At 59.0% G+C, this 12,602-nt stretch carries 11 protein-coding genes; 9 read left to right on the top strand and 2 right to left on the bottom strand.

Annotated features, from left to right (window positions below):
• The first annotated feature begins 41 nt into the window (after nt 1-41).
• Together SB725_RS07670 and SB725_RS07665 are read left to right on the top strand one after the other, a co-directional pair.
• Nucleotides 42-1,331: an AMP-binding protein gene (locus SB725_RS07670; RefSeq protein WP_059180918.1), complete on the top strand. Its 1,290-nt coding sequence runs from the start codon at nt 42-44 to the stop codon at nt 1,329-1,331.
• Complete coding sequence (locus SB725_RS07665; RefSeq protein ID WP_027923484.1) at nt 1,331-2,266, top strand: GNAT family N-acetyltransferase; 936 nt, start codon at nt 1,331-1,333, stop codon at nt 2,264-2,266. Before SB725_RS07670 ends, SB725_RS07665 begins: the two co-directional genes overlap by 1 nt.
• Here the strand turns inward: SB725_RS07665 and SB725_RS07660 are convergent.
• On the bottom strand, nt 2,255-3,181 hold the full coding sequence (locus SB725_RS07660; protein WP_059180919.1) for a LysR family transcriptional regulator: 927 nt from the start codon (nt 3,179-3,181) through the stop codon (nt 2,255-2,257). The two genes, SB725_RS07665 and SB725_RS07660, sit on opposite strands and share 12 nt — an antisense overlap.
• A 118-nt stretch (nt 3,182-3,299) precedes the next feature.
• Here SB725_RS07660 and SB725_RS07655 point away from each other — a divergent pair, with 118 nt between their 5' ends.
• Entirely contained in the window at nt 3,300-4,295 is a 996-nt protein-coding gene (locus SB725_RS07655) for an aldo/keto reductase (RefSeq protein WP_027923482.1), read from the top strand.
• A 44-nt stretch (nt 4,296-4,339) separates the two neighbouring features.
• On the opposite strand, the gene SB725_RS07650 is transcribed toward SB725_RS07655, so the two are convergent.
• Nucleotides 4,340-4,870, bottom strand: a complete 531-nt coding sequence (locus SB725_RS07650) for a hypothetical protein (protein ID WP_027923481.1) — start codon at nt 4,868-4,870, stop codon at nt 4,340-4,342.
• Between the two features lie 383 nt (nt 4,871-5,253).
• Between SB725_RS07650 and SB725_RS07645 the strand changes: the two genes are divergently transcribed.
• The 6 genes from SB725_RS07645 (at nt 5,254) to glgA (ending at nt 12,590) form a co-directional block, all read left to right on the top strand.
• Complete coding sequence (locus SB725_RS07645; RefSeq protein ID WP_027923480.1) at nt 5,254-7,245, top strand: methyl-accepting chemotaxis protein; 1,992 nt, start codon at nt 5,254-5,256, stop codon at nt 7,243-7,245.
• Nucleotides 7,246-7,477: 232 nt separating this feature from the next.
• Nucleotides 7,478-7,924, top strand: coding sequence for a DUF411 domain-containing protein (locus SB725_RS07640; protein WP_027923479.1), 447 nt, complete (start codon nt 7,478-7,480; stop codon nt 7,922-7,924).
• The gene (locus SB725_RS07635) at nt 7,924-8,358 is read left to right on the top strand and encodes a YqaA family protein (protein ID WP_027923478.1); all 435 of its coding nucleotides are present in this window, start codon (nt 7,924-7,926) and stop codon (nt 8,356-8,358) included. Before SB725_RS07640 ends, SB725_RS07635 begins: the two co-directional genes overlap by 1 nt.
• 85 nt (nt 8,359-8,443) lie before the next feature.
• Nucleotides 8,444-9,469 (top strand): alpha/beta fold hydrolase, encoded by a 1,026-nt coding sequence (locus SB725_RS07630; RefSeq protein ID WP_027923477.1) that lies wholly within the window; start codon nt 8,444-8,446, stop codon nt 9,467-9,469.
• A gap of 13 nt (nt 9,470-9,482) precedes the next feature.
• The gene (locus SB725_RS07625; RefSeq protein WP_410921502.1) at nt 9,483-10,436 is read left to right on the top strand and encodes a D-2-hydroxyacid dehydrogenase family protein; all 954 of its coding nucleotides are present in this window, start codon (nt 9,483-9,485) and stop codon (nt 10,434-10,436) included.
• A gap of 567 nt (nt 10,437-11,003) precedes the next feature.
• Nucleotides 11,004-12,590, top strand: coding sequence for a glycogen synthase GlgA (gene glgA, locus SB725_RS07620; protein WP_027923475.1), 1,587 nt, complete (start codon nt 11,004-11,006; stop codon nt 12,588-12,590).
• Nucleotides 12,591-12,602 lie beyond the last annotated feature (12 nt).

Here is a 12,602-nt window from a genome sequence, read left to right as displayed (position 1 = left end):
TGTCTCTTAACCGTAGACATGCCTGATATAAAGAGAGCCCCGTGAATTCCATGTATTCGCTTGAACAACTCGTGCCTTTCATAAGGCAACACTCGAACTTTTACCGCAATCATCTGCAAGACTTGCCCATGTGCGAAGTTACCTTGAACGCGCTGCCATTAATAAACGTGGATGAGTATTGGGCAGACAGTCACGACTTGAATAACTGGGCCGTGCTGACAGGACGTATCGACGATGGCCTGGTATTTAAAACCGGGGGCTCGACCAGTCAAGGCAAACTTAGCGTTTATACCCCCAATGAATGGCGGACATTGGTAACCACATTTGCACACAGCATTTCCTCTCAACTGAAGAACGGCGACCGGGTCGCCAATCTGTTTTTTTCCGGTGATCTTTACGCCAGCTTCGTGTTCTTCCACGACTCACTGGCGCACGTCACACACTCCATTTGCGAGTTTCCCTTCACGGGCAATGTCGACCTGGACGTGCTGGCTGATGCTGTAGATCAGCATCGGATCAACGTGCTTGCCGGCGTTCCAGCCCAGTTGTTGCGATTTGCCGCCTACCTGAGTCGGCATCAACGGGTGTTGTGCGGCGTCGATACATTGCTGTACGGCGGCGAAAGCCTGTTCCCCGCGCAAATCGCCATGCTCAAGACAGCGCTTCCCAATGCGCGCATCGCCTCCGCCGGCTACGCCAGCGTCGATGCCGGCCTGATAGGGGCCAGTAGCCGTGACTGTGCCTTGGGAGAGCATCGGACGTTTGAACCCCACACACTGCTGGAAATTGTCGACGAACACACCGGCGAAGTCATCGAAGAGTGTGACCGTACCGGTTTGCTGGTGGTCACCAACCTTACGCGCCGGCTCATGCCCCTGCTGCGGTATCCCGTGGGTGACCGCGCTTGCTGGCGCGAGCCAAGCGCCACGCCGATGCGCAAATTCGCGCTCAAGGGACGCAGTGCCCACAGTCAACGGGTTCGGGTCGGGACATTGTCGTTGCTGATCGACGAAATCCTGTTGATCGTGCAGCACATCGCTGGCAGCGATCAATGGCAGTTGGTGATCGAGCAAGAGGGCGTCATAGACCTTGTGACGGTGAAGTGGGTGCCCACCATGCCATCCACCGACACCCTCCCCATCTGCAGCGCGCTGCATGAAGCGCTGATCGCCCATTATCCCGGCATTGAGCAACTGAATCGCCAAGGGTTGATGGAACTGCGCGTGGTGCCCTGTGCAACCACCGATTTGAACCTTCACCCGCGCTCTGGCAAACAGATGCGGGTTCTGGACGTGCGCGCGTATGACTCGCCGTCAACGGAGCGTCAGTAATGTCGACCCTCGTTTATCGTCGCTTCCAGCCAGGTGATGCACGCGCCGTAAGTCAGTTGTTTCGCCAGATCTATGGGGATCATTACCCTCGACCGGACGTTTATCTGCCGAACATGATCAGTCAGCACAACGCCTGCGGCCAATGGTTCTCGATGCTGGCGGTCGACGGCGAATGCGTGTTGGGGCACGCCGCGTTATGCCGTGACTCACTGTCGGACATCCCCGAGCTGGCACTGAGCGTGGTCCATCCCGCTGCGCGAGGTCAGCGTATCGCGACACACCTGGGTCGGGAATTGTTGTTGCAGTCGCAGGCGCAACAGGTCAAGAACGTCTTGATCAAACAAGTCACGCACCATCCCCACACGCAACGCATGGCCCACAGCATCGGGTTTCACAGCACGGGATTGCTTCCCGACTACGCGCCGTCCCCGCTCACCAGGCCGCTGCCGGAAACCATGGTGCTCGGCTGTTATCTGGCCGAGGGGCACACACGTCCGTTACCCGAAGTTCAGTGGCCTGAAAGTTGTCGCACGCTTATGCAACGCTTGTGTGATGTGTTCGGGACTTATCGGGCCACGCTGTCGCCAGCGTCGATGCCGTTGCAAATCAGGCAAAATCACCAACGCTACGTCGTCGTCATTCAGCGTTTGAGCGACGCATTGCTGGACCAACTCCGGAGGTTGCCCAGCCATTGGCTCATCTCGGCCAAAATCGAGCTGTCACGCCACTTTGCCGAGGACCTGCACCGTTTGACCCTGCTGGGTTTCACCTTCAGCGGATTGATGCCCGCCCTGCGCAGCAACGGGTGGTTTGCGCTGTTTCACCGAGGGGCGCAGCCGCGTCATCTCTCCCTGCATTGCCCTGACATGCAACAGTTGCACGATAACTTGCAGCGCGACGCCAGCGCACAGGCCAACACCTGTTCAGCCGCTTGAACCCTTCCGGTAAACGTTAAGGCCCGGCTGCGCGCAAAGCTCCACCAGCCAATCGACAAACACCCTCACCCGCCGGGACAACTGGCGGTGAGGCGGATACAGCGCCGTCAACGGCATCACCGGTGGCGGCACGTTCCCGAGCACTTCACACAATCGGCCTTCATCGAGTTGGCGAGCAACGTGGTAATACGGGGTCTGAATCAGCCCATACCCCGCCTCACACGCCGCCAGGTAACCGTCGGCGCTGTTGACTGCCACCTGTTTGGGCAAATCCATGAGTTGCACTTCGTCATCAACCTGGAATTCCAGTCCAAAACGCTTACCGGTCGTGCCGGAGAAATACTCCACCATCCGGTGCCCTTCCAGGTCTGCCAGACATTGAGGGATTCCATGGCGTTGCAAGTAGTCAGGGCTGGCACAGGTGACCTGGTCCAGCATGACCAATGGCCGCGCCACCAATGAATCATCCAGCGCGCAGCCACCACGCAACACGCAATCGACCCCTTCGCGGATCAGATCGATGGGGCGATCATTCAAACCGATTTCCAGCTCGATCAAGGGATAACGTCGGGTGAACGCCGGCAATGCCGGAATCACGATCAAGCGCCCAATTCCTGCCGGCATGTCCACCCGCAGCAACCCTTTGGGATTGTGTCGAGCGGCGGAAAACACCGCTTCAGTTTCTTCCAGGTCCGCCAATAGCCGCACACAACGGGGGTAATAGGCCGCGCCGTCGAGGGTCAGGCTGATCTGGCGCGTAGTCCGTTGCAGCAATTGGATCCCCAGATGCGCTTCAAGCTGCTTGATCAATACAGTGACCGAGGCTCGGGGCAATTGCAGGCTGTCGGCTGCTTTGGCAAACCCGCCCAGCTCGACGATTCGGGTAAACACGCGCATGGCGTTGAAACGGTCCATTACTCTGGCGTTCCTGATGATTATTTAGAAAAGACGAACAGTGATAGCAGTTTTAGCCGGTTTATCTTGTTTCTGTCGAGGTCGACACTGTGCGCTCACACCACAGGGAGTTGATTTCATGCAAACACGTCAATTGGGCAAAAACGGCCCGCAGGTTTCCGCCATCGGCCTGGGCTGCATGGGCATGACCGATTTCTACACCACCGGCGTAGACACCCAAGAGGCCACTGCGACCCTGCATCGCGCACTCGAACTCGGGATCAACCTGCTCGACACCGCCGACATGTACGGCCCTCACACCAACGAAGAATTGATCGGCAAAGCGATTGCCGGCAAACGCGACCAGGTATTTCTGGCGAGCAAGTTCGGCATTGTCCGTGACCCTTCCAATCCCACCGCACGGGGTGTCAATGGCCGACCGGACTACATTCGCGCCTCCATCGACGGCACACTCAAGCGTCTCGGCGTTGAAACCCTGGACTTGTATTACCAGCACCGGATCGATCCGCAGGTGGCCATCGAAGAAACCGTCGGCGCCATGGCCGAACTGGTGAAGGCCGGCAAGGTGCGTTACCTGGGCTTGAGCGAGGCGTCGGTCGCTACCCTGGAACGCGCGCACAAGGTTCACCCCATCAGCGCGCTGCAAAGTGAGTATTCGTTGTGGAGCCGTGACCAGGAAGAGAACGGTTGCCTGGCGGCGTGTCAGCGTCTGGGCGTGGCGTTTGTGCCTTACAGCCCATTGGGGCGAGGCTTTCTGACGGGCGCACTGAAAAGCCCGGATGACTTTGCGGCGGATGATTACCGTCGTTTCAGCCCACGTTTTCAAGGGGAAAACTTTGCGAAGAACTTGCTGTTGGTACAGCAAGTGCAGGCATTGGCCGCAGAAAAAGGCGTGACAGCAGGCCAATTGGCGTTGGCCTGGGTGCTGGCGCAGGGTGACTACCTGATCCCGATCCCTGGAACCAAACAGCGCAAATACCTGGAGGAAAACGTTGCGGCACTGGAGGTCAAACTCAGCGCAGATGAATTGAAAGCGCTGGAGTCGATATTCCCCGCCAATGCCACCGCAGGCTTGCGTTACCCCGAGGAAGTCATGAAGTTGCTGGACCGCTAGCAACAGTGCCTGGCCCGCTCCACCCTGAGCGGGCCGGCAACCTTTCACGCCTTGGAGCTGACACCCTTGTCCGTAGGAGCGGTCGTGCCATTGCCCTTGCCATAAGTGGCCAGGTTTTGCAGGACGTAGATGGCGGTCTTGTATTCCGGGATCAGGCCAACCGCGTATTTATCGCCCTTGATGCTGTTGTTCTGGATGGTGTCCAGTTGCGTGGCGAAGTATTCCAGCGCATTGAACTTCGCATCCGGATCATTCTGTACCCCGAACCGGTCAAACTTGTCCCCGGCGTTCATCAAGGTCATCGACGTAATATCGGAGATCAGGCCTCTGCCACGTAAAAATGCACTGAGATTGCCCAATTGTTTGGACGATACATTTTCCGGGTCGAAGCCTTTTACGTTCCTGAATATTTTCTGCTCATCCATCCTCGCCGCGTTCAGCGCATTTGGATTGGTGCCCACCAGCGCGAGCATTTGCTTGACCCTGGCGCTGTGCGTCACGGGCTTGCCGCCGCCAGTGTTCTGCACCAGTAGACCCGCCTTGGCCGTCCATCCCCCAGTATTGCCGATTGTCATGACTGAGCTTCCGACTGCGTGACCATATTCAGATCCTTCTTGAGTGGGTTTGGAGCGGGCGAGTATCGGGTCTGGCAACTGGCCACTCCAACCCCTATTTGCTCATTTTTACAATTTCCGTACATTTCAGATACAAACTGGCAAGTGCCCGGCTTTATTGCCCTAGACGAACTTTCCTGGAGGGGTCTAGACAACTAACCCAGCGATTTGTACGTCTCGGTTAGTTTGTTTGTATCCGTTTCGATACCTACCGCGCTTTCCGCTGATGCCCGTTCCTGGACGATCGTGCCTAAAGCTATCCCTGCCCAAGCCGATAGCCCGATGAAGCAGCGATGCCCCCTCCAAACCTAATAATAAAAATGCTGCACACAAGGACCGGTCCCATGCCCACATTCCGTTCGATCCAGGCTCGCTACACGCTGTTTCTGGTCCTGTTTATCCTGTTGCTGTTCGCGCTGACGGTGGTCGGAATCAGCCAGTTGGTCGCGCCTAAACTGCGCCATACCGAAGAACAGGTGGCCCTCAACCGCATCGCCGACGTCGCCCGACAAATCCAGGGCGAACTGAACAAGGTTCAGGCACAACAGCGCAGCATCACCCAAACCATTCCCTTACTCGACAGCGCTGGCATTGACACGGTATTGCCAGGCCTGGTGGATCAGTACGGTGAATTGAAAGTCTTTGGCGGCGGGATCTGGCCGTTGCCGGGCCAACGTGAAGCCGGGCGCAATAAATTCAGCACCTTCTGGCACCGTGACGCCTCGGGCAAACTGGCGGTCAATACGTTCTGGAACAGTGACGCCGCACCGAACTACTACGACCAGGCCTGGTACAAGGGCGGCATGCAAACGCCACGTGGCCAATGTGCCTGGGCGGCGGCCTATAAAGATGACGCCAGTGCCGAGCCGCGCACCAACTGCGCCATGGCCATTCAGAAAAATGGCGTGGCGTACGGCGTGTCGACCATCGACGTGACGCTGGGCTTCTTCAATGACTTGATCGCGCAAAAGGAAAAAGACCTTGGCGCCGAGATGCTGATCGTCGAAGCCGACGGCAAGATCATCAGCAACAGTTCGCGCATCAGCGGCCCCATCGTTCTGAAAAACATCAGTGAACTGGCGGGCAACTCACCGTTCGCCAGCCAAGTGAAAGCCGGCCTGCAAAACCGTGACCAATCGCAGCGCGTCGAATTCGACAACAACGGCGAAGACAGCACCTTCTTCATGCGCCCCATCGAAGGCTCACCGTGGTTCCTCGCCACCGCCCTGCCGAGCAAACTGATCACCGCCCAGCGTGATGACGTGCTCAGCACCCTGAGCCTGTTGCAAATCCCGATGGTCATTCTGCTGGCGCTGTTGCAGATCTACGCGATTCGCCAACTGGTCCAGCGCCTGAAAATCCTCAAGACCAATATCGATGCGCTGTCTGCCGGCGACGCCGACCTGACCAAACGCATCACCATCCGCGCCGAAGACGAACTGGGCGCCATCGGCCACTCGGTCAACGCCTTTATCGTCTACTTGCAGAACATGATCGGCGAAGTGACCCAGGCCACCGGCGCCATGGCCTCGAGCCTGGACAACCTGCAACGCACCTCGGCCCACACCAGTCAGATTCTGGTGCGCCATGCCTCGGAAACCGATCAGACCGTCACCGCCATTACCGAGATGAGTTCGACCGCTGAAAGCGTCGCACAAAATGCCGCCGAGACAGCGGCCTTCACCAAGCGCGCCAACGAAAACGCCGACCGTTCGCGGGTGGTGGTGGGCGAAGCGTCGAGCAGCGTGGTTGCGTTGATCGAGGAAGTGGCGAGTGCCACCCACAAAGTCGAAAGCATGCAGCAGGACGCGCAACGCATCACCGAGATTCTCGGGGTGATTGGTGCCATCGCCGGGCAAACCAACTTGCTTGCATTGAACGCAGCCATCGAAGCGGCCCGGGCCGGTGAACAAGGCCGAGGCTTTGCGGTGGTCGCCGATGAAGTCCGTGCCCTCGCCGGCCGCACCCAGGCCAGCACCTCGGAAATCAATGAAATGCTCACGCGCCTGACCCAAGGCGTCAGTTCGTCGGTCGCCGCAATGGAAAACACCCAGGCCAGTTGCCAGTCCGCCGCCGACGCGACAGCGCGGGTCAACTCGGGCCTGGATGAAATGGCCGGTTCCGTCAGCCACATCAACGGCCTGAGCACGCAGATCGCCACCGCGGCCTCGCAGCAAAGTGCGGTGACCGAAGAGATCAACCGCAGCATGGTGCAGATCCGGCACATGGTGGATGAACTGGTGAAAAGCGGTCAGGCCAGCGAGTTGAATACCCGGCAACTGGTGGACGCCAATGCGCGCGTCAGTTCGATCATGGGGCGGTTCAAGGTTCGTTGAGTACCTGAAAAGCCTGGAGCAAACCTGTGGGAGCGAGCTTGCTCGCGATAGCAGCCCTCCAGTCAGCATCATTGTTGACTGACACACCGCCATCGCGAGCAAGCTCGCTCCCTCAGGGTTTTGCATTGGCTGCATTGTCTTTGCATTACTTGGAAACAATCTCGCCCCTCATCCGTGGCTAAACTGGTCAAAATGCCTCTTTTTTTGACCGCCACCGAGTCGAGACCTTCCCATGCGAACCCCTCTGCGTCTGGCCGCCCTGAGCGTCCTTTTTATATCCTCCCTGGCTCAGGCCGCCGACCTGATCCCCATCGAAGTGCACCGCGACGCCAATTGCGGCTGCTGCAAAAAATGGATCAGCCACCTCGAAGCTAACGGTTTCAAGGTTGAAGACCACGTCGAAACCAACATGAGCGAATTCAAGCAGCAGCACGGTGTGCCACCGCGTCTGGCGTCGTGCCATACCGCGCTGATCAATGGCAAGTTCGTCGAAGGCCATGTCCCGGCGGACCAGGTGGTGGCGCTGAGCAAGCGTGACGACCTGCTGGGCGTTGCCGCACCCGGTATGCCCATGGGTTCGCCCGGGATGGAAATGGATGGCATGAGCGATGCCTATCAAGTGATCGGCCTGAAAAAGGACGGCAGTGATGTGGTGGTGGCGGACTACCCCGCCCATTGATGTCCGGTGCGTACCTCGGGCTGTTTCTCGCAGCGTTCGGTGCCGCGACGCTGCTGCCGCTACAGTCCGAAGCGGTGCTGGTGGGGTTGTTGCTCAGCGACCGGTATTGGCTTTGGTCGCTATTGGCGATCGCCACGTTGGGCAACGTACTCGGTTCGTTGGTGAACTGGTGGTTGGGACGCGGTATCGAACGGTTTCGCGACCGACGCTGGTTTCCGGTCAGCCCTCGTCACCTGGAACAGGCTCGACAGCACTATCAGCGCTACGGCCATTGGTCTTTGCTGCTGAGCTGGGTGCCGATTATCGGTGACCCGCTGACGCTGGTGGCCGGCGTCATGCGCGAACCTTTGGGACGATTTCTGCTGATGGTGACCCTGGCCAAGGCCGCCCGTTATGGCGTGCTGGCCCTGGCCACGCTGGGCTGGATGGGTTGAACGATCGAGCGCGGCGATTGCCTGTGTTTAATGTCGCCCTAATCAGGCCGTTCCAGCATCGGCAGGTTTTCTTTGGAGTTCACCCATGCCCCTCGCCCTCTCCCGCTGGCTGCCCAGCCTGCTGCTGACCGCCGCACTGCCCCTCGTCGCCCACGCCGACGGGCCGGAATACGGCCCTCAATTGCAGGGCTTCGACTACCCCTACACCGTCAAGCATTTCGCCTTTGAGTCCCAAGGCAAATCCTTGCAAATGGGTTACATGGACGTCGCCGCCCATGGCAAGGCCAATGGCCGCAGCGTGGTGCTGATGCATGGCAAGAACTTTTGCGGTGCGACCTGGGACAGTTCGATCAAAGCCCTCAGCGAGGCGGGCTATCGGGTCATCGCCCCGGACCAGATCGGTTTCTGCACCTCGAGCAAACCCGAGCACTACCAGTACAGTTTCCAGCAACTGGCAACCAACACCCAGCAACTGCTCAAAGCCCTTGGCATCCAGAAAGCCAGCCTTCTCGGCCACTCCACCGGAGGCATGCTCGCTACCCGCTATGCGCTGCAATACCCCGAGCAGGTCGAGCAATTGGCGTTGGTCAATCCCATCGGCCTGGAAGACTGGAAAGCCCTCGGTGTGCCCTACCGCACCGTCGATCAATGGTACTCGCGTGAGCTCAAACTCAACGCCGACGGCATCCGCACCTATGAGCGCAACACCTATTACGGTGGCCGCTGGAAGCCGGAATTCGATCGTTGGGTCGACATGCTCGCCGGCCTGAACAAAGGCCCGGGGCATACGCAGGTCGCGTGGAACTCGGCGCTGATCTACGACATGATCTTCACTCAACCGGTGTATTACGAATTCAAAGACCTGAAGATGCCGACGCTGTTGCTGATCGGGACTTCCGACACCACGGCCATCGGCAGTGACATCGCCACGCCTGAGGTCAAGGCGAAGCTCGGTCACTACGACGTGCTGGGCAAACAAGTGGCAAAACTGATTCCACAGTCGACCCTGATTGAATTCCCCGGCATGGGCCACGCGCCGCAAATGGAAGAACCGGCGCAATTCCACAAGGCCTTGCTCGACTGGCTGAACAAAACCAACCCCGTTCATTGATGAGGTAAGGCTGATGGCGGTGCAGATTGCGGTGATCGATGACTGGCAGGACGTCGCACGCGACGTGGTGGACTGGTCGGTGCTGGACAGCGTTGGCGAGGTGAGTTTCGTCCATGACTACCCCACCGACAACGAAACCCTGGCCGAGCGTCTGGGTGCCTTCGAGGTGATTTGCGTGATGCGCGAACGCACCCGGTTCGATGAGGACCTGCTGCGTCGGTTGCCAAAACTCAAGCTGCTGGTGACTGGCGGTATGCGTAATGCGGCGCTGGACTTCAAAGCAGCCGCTGCGTTGGGGATTCAGGTCTGCGGCACCGACAGCTACAAACATGCTGCACCGGAACTGACCTGGGCGCTGATCATGGCAGCGACCCGCAACCTCGTGGCCGAAGCCAACGCCTTGCGCGCGGGTTTTTGGCAGCAGGGCCTGGGCGGTGACCTGCACGGCAAAACCCTGGCCATCCTCGGGCTCGGCAGCATCGGCAAGCGCGTCGCCCAGTTCGGGCAAGTGTTCGGCATGCGGGTGATTGCCTGGAGCGAGAACCTGACCAGCGAGGCGGCTGCCGAAGTCGGCGTGACCTATGTCAGCAAGCAGGAACTGTTCGAGCAGGCCGACGTGCTGTCGGTGCATCTGGTGCTCAGCGACCGCAGCCGTGGCCTGGTCGACGCCCAGGCGCTGGACTGGATGAAACCCACGGCACTGCTGGTCAATACCGCCCGTGGACCGATTGTGGATGAAGCAGCGCTGATCAAGGCGTTGCAGAAGAATCGCCTGGCCGGTGCGGCGCTGGATGTGTTTGAAGTGGAGCCTCTGCCTGAACATCATCCGTTCAGGACGCTGGAAAATGTGCTGGCGACGCCGCATGTGGGGTATGTGAGCCGGCAGAACTACCAGCTGTTCTTTTCCCAGATGATCGAAGACATTCAGGCGTGGTCGGCGGGTAAACCCATTCGGTTGTTCACCTGATACCGAGTTTTCGTTCTTCGCGAGCAGGCTCACGCCTACAAGGGACCGCATACCCCTGTAGGCGTGAGCCTGCTCGCGATGAGGCCATCAAATACCCCCATCAACCCGAACCAAACGCACCGCAACAGTGCACCACCCCCTCCCAATTCGCCCATTTTCGTGACTCACCAGTCCCATTTTGACCCACTCCCAAAAATAAACCTGCCCTTCGTCGGTGCGTTTCCCCCTGCGCGCGCGGTTCTTTTACCCTCTTGAAACTGATTGTCGAACAATTTCACCAGATGACCCGCCCCGCTCTAGGATCTGGCCTAGACTCAATTTCGCGAGGTAAAACCGGTCGGTCATCTGGTTGTAAAAAACTCGAAACTTTCAGTCCTGGCCAGGGGTCAGGTTAAAGGTAGGGCTAACGCGACTGGTGCATTCCTTGCAACGGCCCCTCCAACCCATCTGCTTCACCGCATTGGGCAGCATTTGCCACGATGCGTGCGCGTTTGCGCCCGGCCACAGGAATTGGCCACACCGTTTGTGCCAGACCTAAGCTTTAGATCAACACCACGGGAGATTCATATGATTAGTGCGGCTTTAGATATTCAGGGAGAGCGTGCTCATCAGCAGGTCGGCGAATCGAGCGCCGTCAATGCACCGAGCGCGCACCCCATCAGCGTCCCGGGAACCAAGACGCTGGCACCGGCTGCCAGTCAGAATCCAAATAGAAAGAAAGTGTTGTTCGTCACCTCCGAAATTGCCGACCTGGTCAAGACCGGCGGCCTGGGCGACGTCTCCGCCGCCCTGCCACGGGCCATGGCGCAGTTGCACGATGTGCGGGTGCTGATTCCCGGTTACCCGCAAGTGCTGCACAGCGAAAACCCGATCCACATCATTGGTGAACTGGGTGGGCACGCCGCACTGCCGCCCTGCAAGATCGGGCGCATGGACATGCCGGACGGTCTGGTCATCTACGTGTTGATCTGCCCCGAACTCTACGAGCGTGAAGGTTCGCCCTACGGCGCCAACAATGGCCGCGACTGGCCAGACAACCACATTCGCTTCGCCCGCCTGGGCCTCGCCGCCGCCGATATCGCCGCCAATCTCGCACAAATTCATTGGTGCCCGGATCTGGTGCACGCCCATGACTGGCCTGCTGGCCTGGCGCCGGCCTACATGCACTGGCGTGGGCAGCGCACCCCAACGTTGTTCACCATTCATAACCTGGCCTATCAAGGCGTCACCAGCCTCGGCTCCTGCCCTGAACTGGGAATTCCCGCGCACGCCCTGCAACAGGAGGGTATGGAGTTCTACGGCAAGATGTCGTTCCTCAAGGCCGGCATGGCCTACTCGAGCCACATCACCACCGTCAGCGCCACCTACGCCCAGGAAATCACCACACCGGCCTTCGGCTGTGGTCTGGACGGTTTTCTCGCTGCCAAGACCCAGCAAGGCCTGCTCAGCGGTATTCCCAACGGTATTGATGAAAGCTGGGACGCGGCCACGGATTCGCACCTGTTCCGCCCGTTCAGCATTGGTGATTGGGACGGCAAAGCGGTGAACGCCGCGCACGTACGCGAATTGTTCGGCCTGGCCGATTCCGAAGGTCCGCTGTTTGCCGTGGTTTCGCGCCTGGTCTATCAAAAAGGCCTGGACCTGACCGAAGCGGTCTCCGAGTACATCGTTAAATCCGGCGGGCAGATTGCAATCATCGGCCGTGGCGAACCGGAAGAAGAACAAGCGATGCGTGAACTGGCCCTGCGTTTTCCAGGACAGATCGGCGTGCGCATTGGCTTCAACGAGACCGATGCCCGACGCATGTTCGCCGGCAGCGATTTCCTGCTGATGCCTTCGCGCTACGAACCCTGCGGCCTGAGCCAGATGTACGCCCAGCGCTTCGGCTCGTTGCCGGTCGCGCGCAACACCGGCGGCCTGGCTGACACCATTGAAAATGGCGTGACCGGCTTCCTCTTCGATGAATCCACCGTCGAGAGTTATCAGGAAGCCCTGAGCCGTGCGTTCAAGGTGTTCGCCTTCCCCGACCTGCTGCATGCCATGCGGTGCCGGGCCATGGCTGCGCCGTTCAACTGGTGCAAGGCAGTGGAACCCTACGCCGAACTCTACGAACAACTTGTGGCCAAGGCCTTGGGTAAATCAGGCCGACAGTAAGAGGTTTTCAAC

This window comes from Pseudomonas sp. SIMBA_041 (genome assembly GCF_046535095.1).
Lineage (GTDB): Bacteria > Pseudomonadota > Gammaproteobacteria > Pseudomonadales > Pseudomonadaceae > Aquipseudomonas > Aquipseudomonas mucoides.
The sequence above is the reverse complement of the archived record's forward strand: the minus strand, read 5'-3'. Positions and strand labels throughout refer to the sequence as shown.